Source organism: Pseudomonas sp. BJa5 (assembly GCF_030272875.2).
In the GTDB taxonomy this organism is placed as follows: Bacteria; Pseudomonadota; Gammaproteobacteria; order Pseudomonadales; family Pseudomonadaceae; genus Aquipseudomonas.
In genome coordinates this window covers 17,671-40,142 of sequence record NZ_JALRNG020000007.1, presented here as the reverse complement: position 1 = coordinate 40,142, position 22,472 = coordinate 17,671, and the positions used below count along the sequence as shown (strand labels likewise).

At 64.0% G+C, this 22,472-nt stretch carries 21 protein-coding genes and 2 pseudogenes; 14 read left to right on the top strand and 9 right to left on the bottom strand.

Annotated features, from left to right (window positions below; translation table 11 throughout):
* Window positions 1-24: 24 nt before the first annotated feature.
* A complete protein-coding gene (locus M2D63_RS05865) occupies window positions 25-1,296 on the bottom strand; it encodes a glutamate-5-semialdehyde dehydrogenase (RefSeq protein WP_285861882.1) in 1,272 nt (423 codons plus the stop codon).
* A gap of 272 nt (window positions 1,297-1,568) precedes the next feature.
* Here M2D63_RS05865 and M2D63_RS05860 point away from each other — a divergent pair, with 272 nt between their 5' ends.
* Complete coding sequence (locus M2D63_RS05860) at window positions 1,569-2,261, top strand: DNA-3-methyladenine glycosylase (RefSeq protein ID WP_285861881.1); 693 nt, start codon at window positions 1,569-1,571, stop codon at window positions 2,259-2,261.
* 4 nt (window positions 2,262-2,265) lie between these two features.
* A complete protein-coding gene (locus tag M2D63_RS05855; protein ID WP_285861880.1) occupies window positions 2,266-3,582 on the top strand; it encodes a bifunctional DedA family/phosphatase PAP2 family protein in 1,317 nt (438 codons plus the stop codon).
* 4 nt (window positions 3,583-3,586) lie between these two features.
* On the opposite strand, the gene M2D63_RS05850 is transcribed toward M2D63_RS05855, so the two are convergent.
* From M2D63_RS05850 to M2D63_RS05840, 3 genes are read right to left on the bottom strand one after another with little or no spacing between them, the layout of a single operon-like run.
* A complete protein-coding gene (locus tag M2D63_RS05850) occupies window positions 3,587-4,177 on the bottom strand; it encodes an LON peptidase substrate-binding domain-containing protein (RefSeq protein WP_285861879.1) in 591 nt (196 codons plus the stop codon).
* A gap of 9 nt (window positions 4,178-4,186) precedes the next feature.
* Window positions 4,187-4,897: an LrgB family protein gene (locus M2D63_RS05845; RefSeq protein WP_285861993.1), complete on the bottom strand. Its 711-nt coding sequence runs from the start codon at window positions 4,895-4,897 to the stop codon at window positions 4,187-4,189.
* Between the two features lie 2 nt (window positions 4,898-4,899).
* Window positions 4,900-5,262 (bottom strand): CidA/LrgA family protein, encoded by a 363-nt coding sequence (locus M2D63_RS05840; RefSeq protein WP_285861878.1) that lies wholly within the window; start codon window positions 5,260-5,262, stop codon window positions 4,900-4,902.
* A gap of 169 nt (window positions 5,263-5,431) precedes the next feature.
* Between M2D63_RS05840 and M2D63_RS05835 the strand changes: the two genes are divergently transcribed.
* The 3 genes from M2D63_RS05835 to M2D63_RS05825 all read left to right on the top strand — a co-directional run bounded on the left by M2D63_RS05835 (window position 5,432) and on the right by M2D63_RS05825 (window position 8,374).
* Window positions 5,432-5,887 carry a MaoC family dehydratase gene (locus M2D63_RS05835; protein WP_285861877.1) on the top strand — a complete coding sequence of 152 codons (456 nt, stop codon included), beginning with the start codon at window positions 5,432-5,434 and terminating at the stop codon, window positions 5,885-5,887.
* An 88-nt stretch (window positions 5,888-5,975) separates the two neighbouring features.
* Window positions 5,976-7,706: a C13 family peptidase gene (locus M2D63_RS05830; protein WP_285861876.1), complete on the top strand. Its 1,731-nt coding sequence runs from the start codon at window positions 5,976-5,978 to the stop codon at window positions 7,704-7,706.
* 26 nt (window positions 7,707-7,732) lie between these two features.
* On the top strand, window positions 7,733-8,374 hold the full coding sequence (locus tag M2D63_RS05825) for an oxidoreductase (protein ID WP_285861875.1): 642 nt from the start codon (window positions 7,733-7,735) through the stop codon (window positions 8,372-8,374).
* A 119-nt stretch (window positions 8,375-8,493) separates the two neighbouring features.
* Here M2D63_RS05825 and M2D63_RS05820 read toward each other — a convergent pair whose 3' ends face one another.
* From M2D63_RS05820 to M2D63_RS05800, 5 genes and pseudogenes are all read right to left on the bottom strand, one after another.
* Window positions 8,494-8,781, bottom strand: coding sequence for a YceK/YidQ family lipoprotein (locus M2D63_RS05820; RefSeq protein ID WP_285861874.1), 288 nt, complete (start codon window positions 8,779-8,781; stop codon window positions 8,494-8,496).
* Complete coding sequence (gene ubiX / locus M2D63_RS05815) at window positions 8,778-9,407, bottom strand: flavin prenyltransferase UbiX (RefSeq protein WP_285861873.1); 630 nt, start codon at window positions 9,405-9,407, stop codon at window positions 8,778-8,780. Before ubiX ends, M2D63_RS05820 begins: the two co-directional genes overlap by 4 nt.
* Window positions 9,404-10,753, bottom strand: coding sequence for a UDP-N-acetylmuramate:L-alanyl-gamma-D-glutamyl-meso-diaminopimelate ligase (gene mpl / locus M2D63_RS05810; protein ID WP_285861872.1), 1,350 nt, complete (start codon window positions 10,751-10,753; stop codon window positions 9,404-9,406). Before mpl ends, ubiX begins: the two co-directional genes overlap by 4 nt.
* 66 nt (window positions 10,754-10,819) lie before the next feature.
* Window positions 10,820-10,972, bottom strand: a pseudogene (locus M2D63_RS05805) (helix-turn-helix domain-containing protein); the annotation flags it as partial.
* 89 nt (window positions 10,973-11,061) lie between these two features.
* Window positions 11,062-12,790: pseudogene (locus tag M2D63_RS05800) on the bottom strand (sigma-54-dependent Fis family transcriptional regulator); the annotation flags it as partial.
* Between the two features lie 266 nt (window positions 12,791-13,056).
* On the opposite strand from M2D63_RS05800, the gene M2D63_RS05795 reads away from it, so the two are divergent.
* The 9 genes from M2D63_RS05795 (at window position 13,057) to M2D63_RS05755 (ending at window position 22,273) form a co-directional block, all read left to right on the top strand.
* Window positions 13,057-14,577, top strand: coding sequence for an aldehyde dehydrogenase family protein (locus M2D63_RS05795; protein ID WP_285861870.1), 1,521 nt, complete (start codon window positions 13,057-13,059; stop codon window positions 14,575-14,577).
* 109 nt (window positions 14,578-14,686) lie between these two features.
* The gene (eat, locus tag M2D63_RS05790) at window positions 14,687-16,135 is read left to right on the top strand and encodes an ethanolamine permease (RefSeq protein WP_285861869.1); all 1,449 of its coding nucleotides are present in this window, start codon (window positions 14,687-14,689) and stop codon (window positions 16,133-16,135) included.
* 52 nt (window positions 16,136-16,187) lie between these two features.
* On the top strand, window positions 16,188-17,582 hold the full coding sequence (locus M2D63_RS05785; protein WP_285861868.1) for an ethanolamine ammonia-lyase subunit EutB: 1,395 nt from the start codon (window positions 16,188-16,190) through the stop codon (window positions 17,580-17,582).
* A gap of 11 nt (window positions 17,583-17,593) precedes the next feature.
* The gene (gene eutC, locus M2D63_RS05780) at window positions 17,594-18,415 is read left to right on the top strand and encodes an ethanolamine ammonia-lyase subunit EutC (protein ID WP_405309231.1); all 822 of its coding nucleotides are present in this window, start codon (window positions 17,594-17,596) and stop codon (window positions 18,413-18,415) included.
* Window positions 18,416-18,513: 98 nt separating this feature from the next.
* Window positions 18,514-18,972, top strand: a complete 459-nt coding sequence (locus tag M2D63_RS05775; RefSeq protein ID WP_285861866.1) for an N-acetyltransferase — start codon at window positions 18,514-18,516, stop codon at window positions 18,970-18,972.
* 267 nt (window positions 18,973-19,239) lie between these two features.
* Window positions 19,240-19,887, top strand: a complete 648-nt coding sequence (locus M2D63_RS05770; RefSeq protein ID WP_285861865.1) for a DedA family protein — start codon at window positions 19,240-19,242, stop codon at window positions 19,885-19,887.
* Window positions 19,888-19,896: 9 nt separating this feature from the next.
* Complete coding sequence (locus M2D63_RS05765) at window positions 19,897-20,712, top strand: zinc-dependent peptidase (RefSeq protein WP_285861864.1); 816 nt, start codon at window positions 19,897-19,899, stop codon at window positions 20,710-20,712.
* Between the two features lie 91 nt (window positions 20,713-20,803).
* A complete protein-coding gene (gene ppa, locus M2D63_RS05760) occupies window positions 20,804-21,331 on the top strand; it encodes an inorganic diphosphatase (protein WP_133210484.1) in 528 nt (175 codons plus the stop codon).
* 231 nt (window positions 21,332-21,562) lie between these two features.
* Window positions 21,563-22,273 (top strand): XRE family transcriptional regulator, encoded by a 711-nt coding sequence (locus M2D63_RS05755; RefSeq protein ID WP_285861863.1) that lies wholly within the window; start codon window positions 21,563-21,565, stop codon window positions 22,271-22,273.
* Window positions 22,274-22,472: the final 199 nt, after the last annotated feature.

The window sequence follows — 22,472 nt, the reverse complement described above, 5'->3', positions numbered from 1 at the left end:
GCGAGCGGTGTGCGCTCGGCCAAGTCAGAGCGACTCCTGTCCGCGCAGTTGACCGTCGCCGATCACCACGTATTTTTCGCAGGTCAGGCCTTCCAGGCCGACCGGGCCGCGGGCGTGCAGCTTGTCGGTGGAAATACCGATCTCGGCGCCCAGGCCGTACTCGAAACCGTCGGCAAAGCAGGTCGGGGTGTTGATCATCACCGAGGACGAATCGACCTCGGCCATGAACCGCCGGGCCTGGCCCTGGTGTTCGGTAACGATGGAGTCGGTGTGGTGCGAGCCATACCGGTTGATGTGTTCGATGGCCTGCTCCAGGCCGTCGACCACGCGGATCGAGAGGATCGCCGCGAGGTATTCGGTGTTCCAGTCCGCTTCCGTGGCCGGCACTGCCTCGATGATCTGCCGGGTACGCTCGCAACCGCGCAGTTCGACGCCTTTTTCCCGGAATTGGCCGGCCATTTCCGGCAGGAACGCCGCCGCTACCGACTGATCGACCAGCAGGGTTTCCATCGCCCCGCAGATGCCGTAACGGTAGGTCTTGGCGTTGAATGCAATGCGCCGGGCCTTGTCCAGTTCGGCATGCTCGGCCACATACACGTGGCAGATGCCGTCCAGGTGCTTGATCACCGGTACCCGGGCGTCACGGCTGATGCGCTCGATCAGGCCCTTGCCACCACGCGGGACGATCACATCGACGTACTCGGGCATGCTGATCAGCGCGCCCACGGCTTCGCGGTCGGTGGTTTCCACCACCTGGACCACTGCCGCCGGCAAGCCTGCCTCGGCCAGGCCACGCTGGATGCAGGCGGCGATGGCACGGTTGGAATGAATGGCCTCGGAACCACCGCGCAGGATCGTCGCGTTACCCGACTTCAGGCACAGGCTGGCGGCATCGATGGTCACGTTCGGACGCGACTCGTAGATGATCCCGATCACCCCCAGCGGCACGCGCATCTTGCCGACCTGGATACCCGACGGCCGATAACTCATGTCGCGAATCGCACCCACTGGGTCCGGCAGGCTGGCCACCTGGCGCAGGCCGACGATCATGCCGTCGATGCGCGCCGGGGTCAGCGCCAGGCGCTCGAGCATGGCCGGTTCCAGGCCATTGGCGCGGCCGGCGGCCAGGTCCAGCTCGTTGGCGGCGGACAGCTCGGTGCGCGCCGCGTCCAGGGCATTGGCGGCAGCCTGCAGCGCGCGGTTCTTCTGCGCGGTACTGGCGCGGGCGATGACGCGGGCAGCCTCACGGGCGGCGCGACCCAGGCGGGTCATGTAGTCAAGAACGGACTCAGTCATGGGCTCAGTGTCTTGGCGGAGGGGAAATCGGCTGATTATAACTGGCAGGCCGCCCCACGCCCAGCGGTGACAGGCGGATGGTCGAAAACAGTGCCCCTGATGTCCCACAACCCCTGTAGGAGCGGCGGTGCGACGACTCGACTTGCCCCGCGATACGATGTGTCTGGTGGATTGCAATCGCGGGGCAAGCCCGCTCCTACAGTGAGCCGTTCAGCCTTGATTAAGCGATTAGTTGCTATCATCGCCCACCTGACCAATGCGAATCCGCCAGCATGCCCGACACCGCCCCCTGCCCGTCCCGGGCCTTGCCCGACAGTTTTTTCGACCGCGACGCCCAGGAACTGGCCAAGGCCCTGCTGGGCAAGATCATCCGCCACCGCCACGGCCCCTACTGGCTGGCGGCACGAATCATCGAGACCGAGGCTTACTACTGCAGCGACAAGGGCAGCCATGCCTCCCTCGGCTATACGGAAAAACGCAAGGCGCTGTTCCTCGACGGCGGGCATATCTACATGTACTACGCCCGTGGCGGCGACTCGCTGAACTTCAGCGCCCAGGGCCCAGGCAACGCGGTGCTGATCAAGTCCGCCTACCCCTTCGTCGACGCCATTTCCGACGCCAACAGCCTGGCGCAAATGCAGCTGAACAACCCCGACGCCAGCGGCCAGCCCCGGACCATCGAGCGCCTGTGCGCCGGCCAGACCCTGCTGTGCAAGGCCATGGGCCTGAAAGTGCCGCACTGGGACGCCAAGCGCTTCGACCCTGACCGACTGTTTGTCGAAGACTGCGGAATCAATGTGAAACACATTATTCAAAGCACCCGTCTGGGAATCCCTACGGGCCGCGACGAACATCTGCCCTACCGTTTCGTCGACGCCGACTTCGCCCGCCACTGCACCCGCAACCCGCTGCGCCGGGGTCAGGTCGAAGGCCGGGACTATTTTTTACTGACACAAGGAAACTGACACGATGGGCCAATGGCTCGACAGCCTGACCGGTTGGCTTGGTGCCAACCCGCAATGGCTTGGCTTGGCGATTTTTCTGGTGGCCTGCGTGGAATGCCTGGCCATCGCCGGGATCATCGTACCCGGCACCGTTCTGCTGTTCGGCGTCGCCGTGCTGGCCGGCAGTGGCGCCCTGTCGCTGGGCGAAACCCTGCTGCTGGGTTTCTTCGGCGGCCTGCTGGGCGATGCCATCTCCTACACCCTGGGGCGCAAGTTTCACCAGAACATCCGGCGCCTGCCCCTGCTGCGTCATCACCCGGAGTGGATCGGTGGCGCCGAGACCTATTTCCAGCGCTACGGCATCGCCAGCCTGCTGGTCGGCCGCTTCATCGGCCCGCTACGGCCCATGCTGCCGATGGTCGCCGGCATGTTCGACATGCCCCTGCCACGCTTCATCGCCGTGAGCCTGATTGCCGGTGCCGGCTGGTCGGTGGCCTATCTGCTACCCGGCTGGGCAACCGGCGCGGCCATGCGCCTGCCACTGCCGGAAGGCTTCTGGATGGATGCGGGGATAATCGCTGCGGGCCTGGCGCTGCTGATCGGTGTCAGCATCAGTTGCAGCCTGCGCAGCATGCGCCGCGGCACCAAAGTGATCGCCGGGCTCAGCCTGCTGGCCCTGGCGGGTGTGTTTCTGGGCTGGCCCTACCTGCATGAATTCGACCAGGGCCTGATGACCCTGATCCAGGAACATCGCAGCAATGTCATCGATGGCAGCGTGGTGCTGATCACCCGCATGGGCGATTTTCGTACCCAGTTTATCCTCGGCGGGCTGCTGACCGGGCTGTTGATGCTGGCGCGCCAATGGCGTCCGGCGCTGTTTGCCGGCGCTACCCTGGTCGGCACCGCCCTGGCCAATGGCAGTCTGAAATGGCTATTCGCCCGCGCCCGCCCGGAAGTCCTGAGCGACCCGCTGACCTCGTACAGCATGCCCAGCGGCCACAGCTCGGCGGCTTTCGCCTTCTTTCTGGTGCTGGCGGTGCTCGCCGGACGTGGCCAGCCGGCGCGCATGCGCCTGACCTGGATCCTGCTGGGCTGCCTGCCGGCCCTGGCGATTGCCCTGTCGCGGGTCTACCTGGGCGCGCACTGGCCGACCGACATCCTCGCCGGCGCCCTGCTCGCCTGCTGCATCTGTGCCACCAGCCTGACCCTGGTCCAGCATCGCCAACCGCTCACGGCCCTGCCGCTGAAGGTCTGGTGGCTGATCCTGCCGGCCTGCGTGGCGGTGCTGGCCTTCTTCAGCCTGCATTCGCTGCCACACGCCCTGCTGCGCTACCAGTATTGAGGGCTCAGGCGAACAATTCGCCCTGGAGCCGGTCGAGCAGCGCCTGGATCTTGTCCAGGCGCTGGCGTGGCGAGTCGATCGCCAACAGTTCGAGCTTGTCGTCTTCGACGAACGGCAGCAGGTAGGCCAACTGATTGGCCAATGACTGCTGACCCGTGACCTCCCTCGGCATACCCAGGGCCTCCACCATCGGATGCTCGCCCAACGCCACGAGCAAGGCCAGCAGGTCACTGTCGGCTTCGCTCAAGGGGGCGTCCGGCGCTTCTGCCAGCCACTGCACATCGGCCACCAGCAACTGGTCCTTCTGCACCTCGAAGGGCCCGACGTGAAAGCGCCGTATGCCTTCGACTCGGATGCCGAGCAAGCCGTTGTCCTGCTGCTGGAAGTCGCGAATCACCGCTTCGCAACCCAGCAGCGAAAAGCCCGCCGGCACCGTGCCGACCTGATCGCCTTCGAGGATGCAGACCACGCCGAAGCCGCCGTTCTTCTTCATGCAGCGACCGATCATGTCCAGGTAGCGCGCCTCGAAGATCTGCAGATCGAGGTAGCAGCCTGGAAACAACACGGTATTGAGCGGAAACAGGGGTAGCGTCATCGCAATTCCTCAAACAACCAGGCTGACCGCCAAGGGCAGGAATACTGCCGTGGCAACCCCCATCAGGCTCATCGCCAGGGCCGCGAAAGCCCCGCATTCATCACTTTCCTGCAGCGCCACCGAAGTGCCTACCGCGTGGGCGGTCACTCCCAGGGCCATGCCCCGCGCCTCGGCACTGTGCACACCGCAGCGCGACAACAGCGCCGGGCCGAAGATCGCCCCGATTACCCCGGTGATCAGCACGAACACCGCTGCCAGTGCCGCCACACCGCCGATCTGCTCGGCCACCAGCATGGCAATGGGCGAGGTTACCGACTTGGGCGCCATGGTCATCAGGATCATGTGCTCGGCACCGAACCACCAACCCAGCAGCAGGCAGGCGCCCGTGGCGAACACCCCTCCGATTACCAGCGTAGTAAAAGTCGGCCAGAACAGCTGGCGAATGCGCCGCAGATTCAGGTACAGCGGCACCGCCAGGGCCACGGTGGCCGGCCCCAGCAGGGTGTTCATGATCTCGGTGCTTTTGCGGTATTCGCTGTAGGTCAGGCCACAGGCGAGCAGTACGCCAATGACCACCAGCATCGACACCAGCACCGGTTGCAGGAAAATCCAGCGGGTTTTCTCGAAGGCTGCCAGTACCAACTGGTAGGCACCCAGGGTGATACCGATGCCAAACAGCGGATGGTGAATCACAGCGTCGAGCGCGCCACTCCAGTCCAGGCTCATGGCTGCTCCTCACGCTTGCCCTGGCGGGAGATGAGCCTTTGCATCAGCACACCGACAAAGGCCAGGGTGATCAATGCCGACAGCACCAGGGCGCCGACGATGGCCCAGAAGTCAGCGGCGATATCGGCGGCGTAGACCATCACCCCCACCGCCGGCGGCACCAGCAGCAACGGCAGGTAGCGCAACAGGCTGCTGGCCGCTTCGTTCAGGGGCGCGCCTACTTCGCCGCGCACCATCAGGAACACCAGCAGCAGCAAGAGGCCGATGATCGGCCCGGGCAGGATGGGCACGAACAGATGATTGATCGCCGTCCCAAGCAATTGGAACAACACCAGCCAGGTCAATCCACGCAACAGCATAACGCTCTCCTTCGGGCCAGGGCGGCATTATAAGCACGCTAACGACCTGTCTATAACCTGATATTCGCCGAAAATATGCCGACTTGACCACTTGGGACTAGCGTGCTGATCTTAAGGCCTTGAATCTGCCGTAGTCATAAGAAAACCAAAGACAATCTGGAGAGTCACGATGCCCCAAGTACCTGTTGCAGAGCTTTCGCAGTACGTTGGAAAGGAACTGGGACGTTCCGACTGGATGACCATCGATCAAGACCGCATCAACCTCTTCGCCGAGGCCACTGGCGACTTTCAGTTCATTCACGTCGACCCGGTGCAGGCGGCAAAAACGCCATTTGGCAGCACTATTGCGCATGGTTTTCTCAGCCTGTCGCTGATCCCCAAGTTGATGGAAGACATCATGGTCGTCCCCGAGGGCAACAAGATGGTGGTCAACTATGGCCTGGACAGCGTGCGCTTCATCCAGCCGGTGAAGGTCAACAGCCGGGTCCGCCTCAAGGTCGACATGGCCCAGGCGACCGAGAAGAAGCCTGGCCAGTGGCTGATCAAGCTCACTGCCACCCTGGAAATCGAAGGCGAGGAAAAGCCGGCCTATATCGCCGAGCCGCTGACACTCTGCTTCGTCTGACCCCACCTCCTGCTGAAACAGCTCCCGTGGCTGTTTCAGCCAGTGCGTTGTGCGGCATACTCGGGGCCTCACCCGTCCGGACCCCGTCATGCGCCCACTCGTTCCGCTTGCCCTGACCCTGCTGCTCGCCGCGTGTGGCGACGGCGAACCGCTGTCTCCACCCGACGCCCGCCTGCCCGATGGCGGCCGCTTCCGGGGCCAGGTGGTCGATGGCCTGCTGCAAGGTGAAGGGCGCATCGACTATCCCAATGGCAGCTGGTACGCCGGCAACTTTCTCAATGGCCAGTGGCACGGCCAGGGCGAATGGCACGGCAGCAATGGCGAGGTCTACCGCGGCCAGTTCCAGCAGGGTCTGTTCCATGGTTCGGGCACACTGAAAACCCCGGGCAGCAGCTATGCCGGCACGTTCAAGCTGGGCCGCCGCGATGGTGAAGGCACGCTGAAGGAGAACGGCCAGCAGTATCGCGGCCAGTTCAAGGACGACCAGTACAACGGTGCAGGCCTGCTGCAACTGGCCGACGGCAGCCAGTACCAGGGCCTGTTCGCCCGCGGCAAGCCCAATGGCGAAGGCATCCGCAGCGATGCCGATGGCAATCAGTTCAGCGGCCAGTTCCGCAACGGCCAACTCGAAGGCAGCGGCACCTTCAACAGTGCCGAAGGCGACCAGTACATCGGCGCCTTTCGCGACAACCGCCTCGAAGGCCGGGGCCGCTACGAGAGCGCCGAGGGCGATGTGTGGATCGGCCAGTTCAAGGACGGCACACTCAATGGCAAGGGCGAACTGATCGGCAGCGACGGCAGCCACTACAAGGGCAACTTCCGCGACTGGCGCTTTTCCGGCAAGGGCCGCCTGCAATTGGCCGACGGCAGCCTGTACGTAGGCAGCTTCGACAATGACACCTACCAGGGCCAGGGCCGCCTGACCCTGGTCGATGGCAGCAGCCAGAGCGGCTGGTGGATCAACGGCCAGCGTGTGCGCGACGAACAGGGTCGCCTGTTGCCCGACCCGCTGGAACTGGCCCTGCTCAATCAAGGCGCGCTGCTGGACAAGGCACTGGCCAGCGTTCCCCCCTCGACGCCACAGATCGAACTGTACAGCCTGACCCTGGCCGGCGATGGCAAGCAGAGCGTATTCATGCGCGAAGCCGACTATGTCAGCGGCATGCTCAAGAGCCGCTTCGGCGCTGTGGGCCAGGTCAACCTGGTCAACCACCGCGACCACCTCGACGACCGCTTGATGGCCACCCGCGAGAACCTTGCCCACGCCGTGCGCACCCTGGCCGCACGCACCGGTCCCGAGGACCTGGTGTTCATCTACCTGACCAGCCACGGCAGCGCCGAGCACGAACTGGTCCTGGACCAACCGCGACTGCAACTGGCCGACCTGCCGGCCGACGCCCTGGCTACCACCCTGGCGCCACTGAAGGAGCGCGACAAGGTCATTGTCATCTCGGCCTGCTATTCAGGGGGCTACATCGATGCGCTCAAGGACAACAAGACCCTGGTCATGACCGCCTCGCGCGCCGACCGGGTGTCATTCGGCTGCTCCGAGGAGGCCGATTTCACCTACTTCGGCGACGCCCTGTTCGCCCAGGCCCTGAACCAGACCGACGACCTGCAGCAGGCCTTCGACCTGGCCCGCGCCAGCGTGGCCGAGCGTGAGGGCGAGGAAGGATTCGATCCCTCGGAGCCACAGATCTGGGCACCCAAGGAGGTGCTGGCGCACTGGCAGCGGCTGCGCCAGCAGCAGGCCAGCAAGGCCTTGCAGAGCAGTGACAGAAATTCGGCGGAACATGCAAAAAGCGCCAGCAACCACTAAGCTGACTGTATCAAGGGAGAGACATCATGTACTTGACGCCTCAGCATATCCTGCTTGCCGGAGCCACCGGTCTCACCGGTGAACATCTACTTGATCGGTTGCTCAACGAGCCTACCATCAGCCGGGTGCTGGCCCCTACGCGCCGGCCCCTTGCCGAACATCCGCACCTGGAAAACCCGGTAGGCGACCCGGCGATCTTCCTTCCACAACTGGCAGGACGCGTGGACATCGCCTTCTGCTGCCTGGGCACCACCATCAAGCAGGCCGGCTCCGAACCTGCCTTCCGCGCCGTCGACCTGGACATGGTCGTGGCCTTCGGCAAGCGCGCCCGGGAGCTGGGTGCGCGACATCTGCTGGTGATCAGTGCCCTGGGCGCCGATCCGAAATCACCGATCTTCTACAACCGGGTCAAGGGCGAAATGGAAGAAGCCCTCAAGGCCCAGGACTGGCCGCAGCTGACCATTGCCCGTCCTTCGCTGTTGCTGGGTGACCGGCCCGAGCCGCGCCTGGCCGAACGGGTGGCCGGCCCGCTGTCCAGACTGATTCCGGGCAAGTTCCGTGGCATCGAGGCCTGCCAACTGGCTCGCGCACTGTGGCGTCTGGCCCTGGAAGAGCAGGACGGGATTCGTATCGTCGAGTCCGACGAGCTGCGCAGGCTGGGCAAGTAACCCTCCGCTGTAGGAGCGGGCTTGCCCCGCGATACGATGCGACTGACAGCACGCGATCGCGGGGCAAGCCCGCTCCTACAGGTAATCGATCGAGCCTTGTTCCTCGGCGAGACCGGCAGTCACAACCCGCCTGTTGCCTGGAATCCTATCCCCAGCGCCGTCAACACCGACAACGGCAGCAACAAGGTGTCGAGCAGCAAACTGCCCGGCAGGTCCAGCCCCGGATAATCCGGTGCCTCAGCGCCAAAACGGTCCATGGCACAACAGCCACCCTGCATGGCATAGAGGTCCAGGCGTGTACCGCTATAGACCAACGGCGCCCCCGGCTTGTTCGCATCCAGCGTGCGTACGCTGGCGCAGCCACTGGCCAGCAGGCACAGCAGCACGACCCCACCCAGACGCTTCATTCATCCGCGCCAGAATGATGCTCGCCCCAACGCGGCAGCATGTCCTGGGGGATATTCAGCAGATTCAGGATCCGCGCCACGACAAAGTCGATCAGGTCGTCGATGGTCTGCGGCTGATGGTAGAAGCCCGGCGCCGCCGGCAGGATCACCGCGCCCATGTTCGACAGCTTGAGCATGTTCTCCAGGTGGATAGTGGAGAACGGCGCCTCACGCGGCACCAGGATCAGTTGGCGACGCTCCTTGAGGGTGACGTCGGCGGCACGTTCGATCAGGTTGTTGCAGGCACCGGTGGCAATGGCCGACAGCGTCCCGGTGGAACAGGGCACCACCACCATCGCCGCTGGCGCACCGGAGCCCGAGGCCACCGGTGACATCCAGTCTTCCTTGCCGTACACGCGGATCTGCCCATCGGCAGCCCCGGTGTACTCGGTGAGAAACGCTTGCATCGCTTGCGGCTTGGCCGGCAGCACCACATCGGTCTCGGTAGACATCACCAGTTGCGCGGCCTTGGAGATCAGAAAATGCACCTCGCGGTCCTCGCGCACCAGGCAATCGAGCAGGCGCAGCCCATACTGCGCCCCCGAAGCCCCGGTCATGGCCAGGGTGATGCGTTCCGGCCCGTTCATTTCAGGGCCTCGGCCAGCTTGCCATGCAGCCCGCCAAAGCCGCCGTTGCTCATGATCACCACCTGGGTGCCGGGCTTGGCCAGGCCCTTGACCCGCTCAATGATCGCTTCGAGGCTGTCGGCGACCACCGCAGGCACCTTGCACTCGGCGGCGGTGGCGCCCAGGTCCCAGCCCAGGTTCGGTGGCGCGTACCAGATCACCTGGTCGGCATCGTTGACGCTTTCCGGCAGGCCATCGCGGTGGGCCCCGAGCTTCATCGAGTTGGAGCGCGGTTCGATCACCGCAATCAGCGGCGCATCGCCGACACGCTTGCGCAGGCCGTCGAGGGTGGTGGCAATGGCGGTCGGGTGGTGGGCGAAGTCGTCATAGATGGTGACGCCCTGCACTTCGGCGACCTTCTCCATGCGCCGCTTGACGCTCTTGAAGGCGCTGAGCGCGGCGATGCCCATGGCCGGCACCACGCCGACATGGCGAGCTGCAGCCAGGGTGGCCAGGGCATTGGCGACGTTGTGCTGGCCGGTCAGTTCCCACTCGACCACACCCTGGCTTTCGCCGTCGAAGCTGACTTCGAACCGCGAGCCGTCGGCGCTGAGCAGTTTGACCTGCCACAACCCACCTTCGCCGGTGGTCTGCACCGGGGTCCAGCAACCCATCTTGATCACTCGCTCGATCGCAGGCTCGGTGGTCGGGTGAATGACCAGGCCTTCGCTCGGAATAGTGCGCACCAGATGGTGGAACTGCCGCTCGATCGCTGCCAAGTCAGGGAAGATATCCGCATGATCGAACTCAAGGTTATTGAGGATCGCAGTCCGTGGACGGTAGTGGACGAACTTCGAGCGCTTGTCGAAGAAGGCGCTGTCGTATTCGTCGGCCTCGACCACAAAGAACGGTGTGCCGCCCAGGCGCGCCGATACCGAGAAGTTCTGCGGCACGCCGCCGATCAAGAAGCCCGGGCTCATGCCGGCATGCTCCAGGACCCAGGCCAGCATGCTGCTGGTGGTGGTCTTGCCGTGGGTACCGGCGACCGCCAGCACCCAGCGCCCCTGCAGGACGTGATCGGCCAGCCACTGCGGGCCGGACACATAGGGCAGGCCCTTGTTGAGCACGTACTCGACCGCCGGGTTGCCACGCGACAGGGCGTTGCCGATCACCACCAGATCAGGTGCCGGATCCAGCTGGGCGGCGTCATAGCCCTGGGTCAGCTCGATGCCCTGGGCTTCGAGCTGCGTGCTCATGGGCGGATAGACATTGGCGTCGGAGCCCGTGACGCGATGACCAAGCTCTTTGGCCAGCACCGCCAGCGAACCCATGAAAGTGCCGCAAATACCGAGAATATGAATGTGCATGTTCGACCTCGCAAAACGTCGAGGCAGGGTAGCCCAGGGCGCGGGAAATCGCACCCTGTGATTCGCTCAAGCGTCGCGAGCGATGCCGTGTTTGCGAAGTTTTCGATACAAGGTATTACGACTGACCCCCAGTTGCGCCGCGACATGAGTCATGTGCCAGCGCTGCTGCTCCAGTACGGCCAGCAAGGTGCTGCGCTCGGCATCCGCCAACGGTGGGACTTGTGGGGGCAACTGTCTTTGTGGGAGCGGGCTTGTCCCGCGATGCGATGTAGCTGACCCACTGCAATCGCGGGGCAAGCCCGCTCCTACACGAATGATGGCTGGAAGGTCGCAGAGCGTGATACAGCCGTCGTCACACAGCGCGACCACTGTCCGCAACACATTTCGCAACTGGCGCACGTTGCCCGGCCAGGCAAACGCCAGCAGGGCATTGCGGGCGGCGGGCTCCAGGCTGACCGCCTGGTTGCCGGCCTCTTCAGCCAGGATGAAATCCAGCAACTGGGATTTGTCACTGCGTTCGCGCAGCGCCGGCAACTCGATTTCCAGGCCATTGAGGCGGTAATACAGGTCTTCGCGGAAACTGCCATCCGCAACCCGCTCAAGCAGGTTGCGGTGCGTGGCGCTGATGATGCGCACGTTGACCGCCTGCGGCTCGCCACCGATCGGCACCACCATGCGATCTTCGAGCACGCGCAGCAGGCGTGTCTGCAAGGCCAGCGGCATGTCACCGATTTCATCCAGCAACAGCGTGCCGCCATCGGCCTGCTGCAGCTTGCCGCGCATGCCGTCCTTGCGTGCACCGGTAAAACTGCCGCCACGGTAGCCGAACAGTTCGCTCTCGATCAGGCTTTCGGGGATAGAAGCGCAGTTGAGCGCGACAAAGGCCTTGCCGCTACGTTGACTGGCCTGGTGCACTGCCTTGGCGAAGGCCTCCTTGCCGCAGCCGGTCTCGCCATTGAGCAACAGCGGCACATCGCGCTCGAACACCCGCACGGCACGACGAAAATCGTTCTGCAGGGCCGGGTCGACCAGGCAGATCGCCCCGGCCCGCGGTGTCGCCGGCACCGGCACCACCGGCGCCACCCCGGGCGACGGCAGTGAGCGCGCCTGGCCGCGCAGGCTGGCAAACAACAGCCGTCCGTCACGGGTGCGCAGCGGCCAGCTGGTGCTGGCCTGGGACGTAGCACGGCTGAACAGCTCATCCTGGGAACAATCGAAAAACATATCCACAGGCTTGCCCAGCACGCCGCCACGGATGGTGCCCAGCAGGTTCAACGCGCCCTGGTTGACGGCACAGATGCGCCCGTCACCGTCAAACGCCAGCAACCCTTCGCTGAACAACCCGACCGACTCGGCCTGCAGGTGGAAACGCAGCAGGAACTGGTTCTCGAAATAACGCAGGAAATAGCAGCTCTCGATCATCTTCGCCGAGAGGTTGACCAGGGCCATGGTGTGGAACTGGCTCTGGCGCGACACATCCGGGCGGGCCGAGGACACATCCAGCACCGCCAGAAGCTCGCCATGGGGGTCGAACACCGGACTGGCCGAACAGGTCAGGCCCGTGTGCCGGCCACGGAAATGTTCATCCTGATGGATGGTCAGGGCCTGGCGCTCGACCAGGCAGGTACCGATGCCGTTAGTGCCTTCGCGGGCCTCGCTCCAGTCGGCGCCCAACCACAGCCCGGCGCGCTCGAAGATGCGCCGCTCGGTCGGCGCGGTGACGCAGTTGAGGATCACCCCGCGGGCGTCGGTCAGCAGTACCGCATGCCCGGCGCCGGACAACTGCTGGTGCAGGCTGTTCATCTCGCTGCCGGCGATCTGCAGCACCTGCTGCAGGCGCTCGCGGCTCTCCAGCACACGGCCATGTTCGAGCACGGTCGGCGCCACGCTCAAGGCCGGGTCCAGGTGGTAGTCCTCCAGGCACCGCAACCAGGAGCGGGCAATCGAGGGATCGCTGCCCGGCCCGTGCATCTGCGCCTTGCCTTGGGTCACCGTGAGCACTTGCCGGGCGTGCCGGCTGAGATGAGTGTTCTGCACTTTTTATTGTTCTCCGCAGACGAGATGGCCCCAGCATCCTCCACCCGCCTGCGCATTGCAATGCTGGCTTGACCCATGGGTCACAGCCTGTGCCGATAACGGTACAAAGTGTCACCCCTGCTGTACCAGCGCCGCCACAGCGCACCCGGCAACAACCTGGAAAAACCTCGCAACCCCTTGATTTATCTGACCCTGGCAACACTGGCCCAACCCTTGCTCTATGCTTCATATCCTCCCCAACAAGCACAATAGCCAGGAGACACACCATGCGTTATGCACATCCCGGTACCGAAGGCGCCAAGGTTTCCTTCAAGAGCCGTTATGGGAACTACATTGGTGGCGAATTCGTTGCGCCGGTCAAAGGGCAATATTTCGAAAACACCTCGCCGGTCAACGGCCAGCTGATTGCCGAATTCCCGCGCTCCACCGCCGAAGACGTAGAGAAGGCCCTGGACGCTGCCCACGCCGCCGCTGACGCCTGGGGTAGCACCTCGGCCCAGGCGCGCTCGCTGATCCTGCTGAAAATCGCCGACCGCATCGAACAGAACCTCGAACTGCTGGCCATCACCGAAACCTGGGACAACGGCAAGGCCATCCGCGAAACCCTCAACGCCGACATCCCACTGGCCGCCGATCACTTCCGCTACTTCGCCGGCTGCCTGCGCGCCCAGGAAGGCGGTGCCGCGGAAATCGACGGCAACACCGTGGCCTACCACCTGCATGAACCCCTGGGTGTGGTCGGCCAGATCATCCCGTGGAACTTCCCGATCCTGATGGCCGCCTGGAAACTCGCCCCGGCCCTGGCCGCCGGCAACTGCGTGGTGCTCAAACCGGCCGAGCAGACCCCGCTGGGCATCAGCGTGCTGCTGGAAGTGATCGGCGACCTGCTGCCACCCGGCGTGCTCAACGTGGTGCAGGGCTATGGCCGCGAAGCCGGTGAAGCGCTGGCCACCAGCAAGCGCATCGCCAAGATCGCCTTCACCGGTTCCACCCCGGTGGGCTCGCACATCATGAAGTGCGCTGCCGAAAACATCATTCCGTCGACCGTGGAGCTGGGTGGCAAATCGCCGAACATCTTCTTCGAAGACATCATGCAGGCTGAACCTGCGTTCATCGAAAAAGCCGCCGAGGGCCTGGTACTGGCCTTCTTCAACCAGGGTGAAGTCTGCACCTGCCCGTCGCGCGCCCTGGTGCAAGAGTCGATCTACCCGGCGTTCATGCAAGAGGTGATGAAGAAGATCAAGCAGATCAAGCGCGGCGACCCGCTGGACACCGACACCATGGTCGGCGCCCAGGCGTCCGAGCAACAGTTCGACAAGATCCTCTCGTACCTGGAAATCGCCGAGAAGGAAGGCGCCGAGTTGCTCACCGGCGGCAAGGTGGAAAAACTCGAGGGCAGCCTGTCGACCGGCTATTACATCCAGCCGACCCTGCTCAAGGGCACCAACCAGATGCGCGTGTTCCAGGAAGAAATCTTCGGCCCGGTGGTGAGCATCACCACCTTCAAGGATGAAGCCGAAGCCCTGGCCATTGCCAACGACACCGAGTTCGGCCTCGGTGCCGGCGTCTGGACCCGCGACATCAACCGTGCCTACCGCATGGGCCGCGGCATCAAGGCCGGCCGCGTATGGACCAACTGCTACCACCTGTACCCGGCCCACGCCGCGTTCGGTGGCTACAAGAAGTCCGGCGTTGGCCGTGAAACTCACAAGATGATGCTCGACCACTACCAGCAGACCAAGAACCTGCTGGTCAGCTACGACATCAATCCGCTGGGCTTCTTCTAACCCCGCAACCGAGCGGCCCCAACCCCGGGGCCGCTCTGGCTCGCTTCCTGCAAGACCCTCACCACAGGCCGGCATCCGCTGGCGACGATAAAAAAAACAGGTGACTCCTATGCCAAGCGATCACACCGGCAGCGTGCCGGCCGGCTCTTCTGTCGACTTTGAAAAGGTCGGCTCCGACTATTTCCAACAACGTGAACTGAAAAAGGGCGCGGCAGGCTGGGTGCTGCTGGTAGGCCTGGGCGTCGCCTACGTGATTTCCGGCGACTACGCCGGCTGGAACTTCGGCCTGGCCCAGGGCGGCTGGGGCGGCATGTTCCTGGCCACATTGCTGATGGCCACCATGTACCTGTGCATGTGCTTTTCCCTGGCCGAACTTTCGTCGATGATTCCCACCGCAGGCGGCGGCTACGGCTTCGCCCGCAGCGCCTTCGGGCCCTGGGGCGGGTTTCTCACCGGCACCGCGATCCTCATCGAATATGCCATCGCCCCGGCGGCGATTGCCGTGTTCATCGGCGCCTACTGCCAGTCGTTGTTCGGTATCGGCGGCTGGATGATCTACCTGGCCTTCTACATCATCTTCATCGGCATCCATATTTTCGGCGTCGGTGAAGCGCTCAAGCTGATGTTCATCATCACCGCCATTGCCGCCATCGCCCTGGGTGTATTCCTGGTAGCCATGGTCCCGCATTTCAGTGTCGACAACCTGTTCGACATTGCCCAGACCGATGCGGTCGGCGCCAGCAGCTTCCTGCCCTTCGGCTATGTCGGCGTGTGGGCGGCGATTCCCTATGCGATCTGGTTCTTCCTTGCCGTCGAAGGCGTGCCGCTGGCTGCCGAAGAGACCAAGAATCCGAAACGCGACCTGCCCCGCGGCCTGATCGGCGCCATGCTGGTGCTGCTGGCCTTCGCCCTGCTGATCTTGGTGGTCGGCCCCGGCGGCGCTGGCGCCGAAGCCCTCAAGGCTTCCGGCAACCCGCTGGTCGAAGCACTGGCCAAGGCCTACGGCGGTTCCACCTGGATGGGCAGCTTCGTCAACCTGGTGGGCCTGGCCGGTCTGATCGCCAGTTTCTTCTCGATTATCTACGCCTATTCGCGGCAGATTTTCGCCCTGTCCCGCGCTGGCTACCTGCCGCGCAAGCTCTCGGAAACCAACAAGAGCAAAGCACCGGTGCTGGCCCTGGTGATCCCGGGCATCATCGGCTTCGCCCTGTCGCTTACCGGCCAGGGCGACCTGCTGATCCTGGTGGCGGTGTTCGGCGCTACGCTGTCTTATGTACTGATGATGGCCGCGCATATCACCCTGCGCATCCGCCGCCCCAAAATGGAGCGTCCGTACCGCACGCCGGGCGGCATCTTCACCTCCGGCGTGGCCCTGGTGCTGGCCTGCATCGCTGTGGTCGCGGGTTTCCTGGTCGACCCACGGGTGGTGATTGGCGCGGCGGTGATCTATGGGGTACTGATCGCCTACTTTGCGTTCTACAGCCGGCATCACCTGGTCGCCGGCACACCGGAAGAAGAATTCGCCGCGATCCAGAAGGCCGAAGAGGCCCTGCACTGATCCGCGCCACCCTCCGCCGCAGGCCTGGCCTGCGGCATTCTGGAGATTGTGTATGGCAAGTTTCGTTCACACGGCAGGCCAGCAGACCTACCGTTTCGACAGCCTCAAAGAGGTCATGGCCAAGGCCAGCCCCGCCCGCTCCGGCGACTATCTCGCCGGAGTGGCCGCCAGCAACGATGGCGAACGGGTCGCCGCGCAGATGGCCCTGGCCGACATCCCGCTCAAGCACTTTCTGAGCGAGGCGCTGATTCCCTATGAAGACGACGAAGTCACCCGGCTGATCATCGACACCCACGATGCCCAGGCCTTCGCTGCGGTCAGCCACCTGACCGTTGGCGGCCTGCGCGACTGGCTGCTCAGCGAACAGGCCGACGAAGACAGCCTGCGCGCCCTGGCCCCGGGCCTGACCCCGGAAATGGCCGCCGCCGTGTCGAAGATCATGCGCGTGCAGGACCTGGTGCTGGTGGCGCAGAAAATCCGCGTGGTCACCCGCTTTCGCGGCACCCTGGGCCTGCGCGGGCGTCTTTCGACCCGCCTGCAACCCAACCACCCCACCGACGAGCCGGCCGGCATCGCCGCGAGCATCCTCGACGGTCTGCTCTACGGCAACGGCGATGCCATGATCGGCATCAACCCGGCCACCGACAGCATCGCCTCGATCTGCGCCTTGCTGGAAATGCTCGACGCCATCATCCAGCGCTACGACATTCCCACCCAGGCCTGTGTGCTGACCCACGTCACCACCTCGATCGAAGCGATCAACCGGGGCGTGCCGCTGGACCTGGTGTTCCAGTCGATCGCCGGCACCGAAGCCGCCAACGCCAGCTTCGGCATCAACCTCAATGTCCTCAAGGAAGGCTACGAGGCGGGCCTGAGCCTCAAGCGCGGCACCCTGGGGCAAAACCTGATGTACTTCGAGACCGGCCAGGGCAGCGCCCTGTCGGCCAACGCCCACCACGGCGTCGACCAGCAGACCTGCGAAACCCGCGCCTACGCCGTGGCTCGCCACTTCAAGCCGTTCCTGGTCAACACCGTGGTCGGTTTCATCGGCCCGGAGTACCTCTACAACGGCAAGCAGATCATCCGCGCCGGCCTTGAGGACCACTTCTGCGGCAAGCTGCTGGGCGTGCCCATGGGCTGCGACATCTGCTACACCAACCATGCCGAAGCCGACCAGGACGACATGGACATGCTCCTGACCCTGCTGGGGGTAGCCGGGATCAACTTCATCATGGGCATCCCCGGCTCCGACGACATCATGCTCAACTATCAGACCACCTCGTTTCACGACGCCCTCTACGCCCGCCAGACCCTGGGCCTGAAGCCGGCACCCGAGTTCGAGGCCTGGCTGGCGCGCATGGGCATCTTTACCCAGGCCGACGGCCGGGTGCGTTTCGGTGACAACCTGCCACCGGCCTTTCGCCAGGCCCTGGCGCAACTGGGATGAGCGAGCCGACCATGGACAACGCCCCACAACACGACAACAGCAGCAATCCCTGGCTGGAACTGCGCCGCCTGACCCCGGCGCGCATCGCCCTGGGCCGCACCGGCACCAGCCTACCGACCGGCGCCCAGCTGGACTTCCAGTTCGCCCATGCCCAGGCCCGCGACGCCGTGCACCTGGCCTTCGATCACCAGGGCCTGCGCAGCCAGCTCGCCGAACGTGGCCGCGACAGCCTGCTGCTGCACAGTGCCGCCGCCGACCGTGACAGCTACCTGCAGCGCCCGGACCTGGGCCGGCGCCTGCACCCGGACTCGGCCGCGCAGCTGCGCGAGCATGCCCAGGCCACTCCGGGCGGCGTCGACCTGGCCATTGTGGTCGCCGATGGCCTTTCTGCCCTGGCCGTGCACCGCCATACCCTGCCGTTTCTCACCCGCTTTGAAGAACAATCGGCCGCCGACGGCTGGTCGACGTCACCGGTCATCCTGGTGCAACAAGGCCGTGTGGCAGTGGCGGACGAAGTCGGCGAGCTGCTCGGCGCGAAAATGACCGTGATCCTGATCGGTGAACGCCCGGGCCTGAGCTCGCCGGACAGTCTCGGCCTGTACTTCACCTACAACCCCAAGGTCGGCCTGACCGACGCCTACCGCAACTGCATTTCCAACGTGCGCCTGGAAGGGCTGAGCTACGGCATGGCCGCTCACCGCCTGCTGTACCTGATGCGCGAGGCATGCCGGCGCCAGCTTTCAGGGGTCAACCTGAAGGATGAAGCCCAGGTTCATGCCCTGGAATCAGACGAGAAAACGACCACACAGGGAAATTTCCTGCTAGGCAGCTGAGCGCATTTTCGTAGATTGCGCTTTCTAACTTTTTTCAGGCAGCATCGAACCGCTGCCGGCGATTCGCCGCAAACTTCCATGGACCCTGAGGCCTGCTTATGCGAATCATCAAAGCAACCCTGGAACATCTGGACCTGCTTGCCCCGCTGTTCGTCCGCTACCGCGAGTTCTACGGACAACTGCCCTACCCCGATTCCTCGCGCAAATTCCTGAAAAATCGCCTGGAGCGCGGCGAGTCGGTGATCTACCTGGCCCTGCCGGACGATGACGACAGCAAGCTCATGGGCTTCTGCCAGCTCTACCCGAGCTTTTCGTCGCTGTCGCTCAAGCGCGTGTGGATCCTCAACGACATTTTCGTCGCCGAAGACTCCCGGCGCATGCTGGTGGCCGACCACCTGATGCGTGAAGCCAAGAAAATGGCCAAGGATACCAACGCCGTGCGCCTGCGGGTGTCCACCAGCAGCAACAACGAAGTGGCGATGAAGACCTACGAATCCATCGGTTTTCGTGAAGACCACGAGTTCAAGAACTACATCCTGCCGATCAACTCGGATTGATCTGCCCCCAGTGGGAGCGGGCTTGCCCCGCGATGCGGTGTGACTGACACATTGCAATCGCGGGGCAAGCCCGCCCCTACCATTCCAACCTGGGCTCGCTTAGAAATCCGCCGCTACAAACTGCGCAGGCACAATCCCGTTGTCGCCGTATAATGCGCCCCCTCAATATGTGTGAAACTTTACCTATCTCAGGGGAAGCGTCCTGACGTTTTCGCCTACCCCGTCATCGCCAGCCCGTTGCCCGGCTCAAGAACACAGGTGCTGTACATGGACTTCAACCCGCTGGACCTTATTCTGCATCTCGATGCCTACCTGGACTTGCTGGTCAACAACTATGGCCCGTGGATCTATGCAATCCTGTTCCTGGTGATCTTCTGCGAGACCGGTCTGGTGGTCATGCCGTTCCTGCCGGGCGACTCCCTGCTGTTCATCGCCGGCGCCGTGGCGGCCGGTGGCGGCATGGACCCGATACTGCTGGCCGGCCTGTTGATGGCGGCGGCGATCATGGGCGACAGCACCAATTACGTGATTGGCCGAACCGCGGGTGAACGGCTGTTCCGCAACCCCAATTCGAAGATTTTCCGCCGCGACTACCTGCAGCAGACCCACGATTTCTACGAGCGCCATGGTGGCAAGACCGTGACCCTGGCGCGCTTCCTGCCGATCCTGCGTACCTTTGCGCCGTTCGTCGCCGGAATCGCGAAAATGGAATACCCGCGTTTCCTCGGCTTCAGCGTCGCCGGCACCGTGCTCTGGGTCGGTGGCCTGGTCACCCTCGGCTACTTCTTCGGCAACGTACCGTTCATCAAGCAGAACCTGTCGCTGATGATCGTCGCGATCATCCTGCTGTCGCTGGTGCCGATGATCGTCGGCGTGGTGCGCAGCCGCATGCACCGCCCGGCCAAGGTCCAGTAAGCCCTGGCCATGTGGTCCCTGAGCGCCTGGCGCCGTCGCCGCACCCTGGCCCGCCACCCCGTTGATGCGCAGCGCTGGCAGCGGGTGCGCGAGCGCCTGCCGATGCTCGACGGCATCAGTGCCGACGAAGACCGCTGGCTGCGCGAGGCCTGTGTGCTGTTTCTTGACGACAAGCACCTGAGCGCCCTGCCCGGCGTCGAGCTGGATGGTGAACAACGGCTGTTTCTAGCGGCCCAGGCCCAGCTGCCGCTGATGCACCTGGGCGAGCTGAACTGGTACCAGGGCTTTCACGAGATCATTCTCTACCCCGACGATTTCCTCAGCCCACAACGCCATCGCGATGCCAGTGGCGTGGAACACGAGTGGGATGCCGAGCACAGTGGTGAAGCCTGGCAACAGGGGCCGGTGATCCTGGCCTGGCCCGGCGTACTGGCCAGCGGTGGCTGGGAAGGCTATAACCTGGTCATCCACGAACTGGCGCACAAGCTCGACATGCTCAACGGCGACGCCAACGGCCTGCCGCCCCTGCACAGCGACATGCGCGTCAGCGACTGGGCCCAGGCCATGCAGCAGGCCTACGACGACCTCAACCGCCAGCTCGACCACAACCCGGACGCCGAGACCGCCATCGACCCCTACGCCGCGGAAAACCCCGCGGAGTTCTTTGCCGTCACCAGCGAATACTTCTTCAGCGCCCCGGACCTGCTCAACGACGCCTACCCCGCGGTGTACCGGCAATTGTGCGGTTTCTACCGCCAGGATCCGCTGGCGCGCCTGCAGCATCTGCAGCACAACCACCCGCATTACCGGCAGGCGCAGGACTGACGCAGCCGGACATCCGGGCACCCGTGGCAAGCCCCGCGGAATGTGCCTATAATCGCGACCAATTTTTGGCCAAACATGGGGGCAATGCCCAATGAGCTACAGCAAGATTCCGGCTGGCAAAGACCTGCCGAACGACATCTACGTCGCCATCGAGATTCCAGCCAACCACGCGCCGATCAAGTACGAGATCGACAAGGACAGCGATTGCCTGTTCGTTGACCGCTTCATGGCCACCCCGATGTTCTACCCAGCCAACTACGGCTACATCCCGAACACCCTGGCCGACGACGGTGATCCGCTGGACGTGCTGGTCGTTACTCCGTACCCGGTTGCTCCAGGCTCGGTGATCCGTGCCCGTCCGGTCGGCATCCTGAACATGACCGACGACGGCGGCGGCGACGCCAAGGTCGTCGCCGTACCGCACGACAAGCTGTCGCAGCTGTACGTCGACGTCAAGGAATACACCGACCTGCCAGCCCTGCTGATCCAGCAGATCGAGCACTTCTTCGAGAACTACAAGGATCTCGAGAAAGGCAAGTGGGTCAAGATCGAAGGCTGGGAAGGCGCCGACGCCGCCCGCGCTGCGATCACCAAGTCGGTTGCTGCCTACAAAGGCTAAGCACAGCGCCCGACAAAAGCCCCGCCCCGGCGGGGCTTTTTATTGCCTGTAGGAGCGGCGGTGCGACGACTCGACTTGTCCCGCGATTGCGCCTCACGAGGGGTACAATCGCGGGACAAGCCCGCTCCTACATAGTCCTAAGTCAACATCTGTAAAACAGCCGCTAACTCCCGCTAAAACTGAACACCCCGTTTATATCCCCGCCCCGCCAAGCCCACTACACTCGGGCTCATGAATACCTCCGGTGATCGCCTCAAAGCCCTCCTGCAGGAGTGCAACCTATCCCCTTCCGATTTTGCCGCCCAGCGCAAGATCACGCCGCAGCACGTCAACAACTGGTTCAAGCGTGGCGTACCGCTGGCGCGTCTCGACGAAATCGCCGAGCTACTGTGTGTGCGCAGCAAATGGCTGCGCAGTGGCGAGGGCCCCAAGCACCCCAACCCCCTGCCCCGCCTGAACGCCTCGGCGCGCCAGCCCGACACGGCACTGGCTGAGCCAAGCCTGCTCGCGGCCCATGGCAGCGACGACGTCCAGTTGCCGTTCTTCAGCATCCAGTCCAGGCAACTGATGCCCATTACCGACCGCTACCTGCGCCTGCCTGTCCGCGCCCTGGATGCGCTGGGCGTCGACCCCGGCCAGGCCCTGTGCCTGAACATGCCAGCAGGCAACATGAGCCCCCTGCTGCCGCGCGGCACCACCCTGGCCATCGACTGCGGCCTGACCCAGGTGGTCGAAGGCGAGCTCTATGCCCTGTTGCATAACGGTCGCCTGCGGGTCCACAGCCTCAGCCAACTGGCCAATGGCGCCTTGCGCCTTCACAGCCACGCCAATGACGAACACCCCACCGAAACCTACAGCCCGGCCCAGCTCAAGAACCAGAAGCTGAGTGTGCTTGGCTGGGTGTTCTGGTGGGGTCATTTGCGCGATAGCCGCCCGGTTTGAGTGCACGCTGGTAATTTTTGCTGGGCATGGCGCGTCATACCCAGTATGCTACGCCGCACATTTAGCCCCGGCTGCCTAGCACGCCTGCGGGCCTGGCGAGGCTACACACAGCCTGTCCGCCACCTCCCGGCCCGAGCGCCGGCGCAACGATTTTAAGGCGGTTGCGGCTTACCATAAATTAGCCAAGACCGTCCCCTAG

Bases quoted from the DNA above. Each gene is read 5' to 3' on its own strand.
- M2D63_RS05865 (WP_285861882.1), bottom strand. From the start codon at position 1,296: ATGACTGAGTCCGTTCTTGACTACATGACCCGCCTGGGTCGCGCCGCC.
- M2D63_RS05860 (WP_285861881.1), top strand. From the start codon at position 1,569: ATGCCCGACACCGCCCCCTGCCCGTCCCGGGCCTTGCCCGACAGTTTT.
- M2D63_RS05855 (WP_285861880.1), top strand. From the start codon at position 2,266: ATGGGCCAATGGCTCGACAGCCTGACCGGTTGGCTTGGTGCCAACCCG.
- M2D63_RS05850 (WP_285861879.1), bottom strand. From the start codon at position 4,177: ATGACGCTACCCCTGTTTCCGCTCAATACCGTGTTGTTTCCAGGCTGC.
- M2D63_RS05840 (WP_285861878.1), bottom strand. From the start codon at position 5,262: ATGCTGTTGCGTGGATTGACCTGGCTGGTGTTGTTCCAATTGCTTGGG.
- M2D63_RS05835 (WP_285861877.1), top strand. From the start codon at position 5,432: ATGCCCCAAGTACCTGTTGCAGAGCTTTCGCAGTACGTTGGAAAGGAA.
- M2D63_RS05830 (WP_285861876.1), top strand. From the start codon at position 5,976: ATGCGCCCACTCGTTCCGCTTGCCCTGACCCTGCTGCTCGCCGCGTGT.
- M2D63_RS05825 (WP_285861875.1), top strand. From the start codon at position 7,733: ATGTACTTGACGCCTCAGCATATCCTGCTTGCCGGAGCCACCGGTCTC.
- M2D63_RS05820 (WP_285861874.1), bottom strand. From the start codon at position 8,781: ATGAAGCGTCTGGGTGGGGTCGTGCTGCTGTGCCTGCTGGCCAGTGGC.
- ubiX (WP_285861873.1), bottom strand. From the start codon at position 9,407: ATGAACGGGCCGGAACGCATCACCCTGGCCATGACCGGGGCTTCGGGG.
- mpl (WP_285861872.1), bottom strand. From the start codon at position 10,753: ATGCACATTCATATTCTCGGTATTTGCGGCACTTTCATGGGTTCGCTG.
- M2D63_RS05795 (WP_285861870.1), top strand. From the start codon at position 13,057: ATGCGTTATGCACATCCCGGTACCGAAGGCGCCAAGGTTTCCTTCAAG.
- eat (WP_285861869.1), top strand. From the start codon at position 14,687: ATGCCAAGCGATCACACCGGCAGCGTGCCGGCCGGCTCTTCTGTCGAC.
- M2D63_RS05785 (WP_285861868.1), top strand. From the start codon at position 16,188: ATGGCAAGTTTCGTTCACACGGCAGGCCAGCAGACCTACCGTTTCGAC.
- eutC (WP_405309231.1), top strand. From the start codon at position 17,594: ATGGACAACGCCCCACAACACGACAACAGCAGCAATCCCTGGCTGGAA.
- M2D63_RS05775 (WP_285861866.1), top strand. From the start codon at position 18,514: ATGCGAATCATCAAAGCAACCCTGGAACATCTGGACCTGCTTGCCCCG.
- M2D63_RS05770 (WP_285861865.1), top strand. From the start codon at position 19,240: ATGGACTTCAACCCGCTGGACCTTATTCTGCATCTCGATGCCTACCTG.
- M2D63_RS05765 (WP_285861864.1), top strand. From the start codon at position 19,897: ATGTGGTCCCTGAGCGCCTGGCGCCGTCGCCGCACCCTGGCCCGCCAC.
- ppa (WP_133210484.1), top strand. From the start codon at position 20,804: ATGAGCTACAGCAAGATTCCGGCTGGCAAAGACCTGCCGAACGACATC.
- M2D63_RS05755 (WP_285861863.1), top strand. From the start codon at position 21,563: ATGAATACCTCCGGTGATCGCCTCAAAGCCCTCCTGCAGGAGTGCAAC.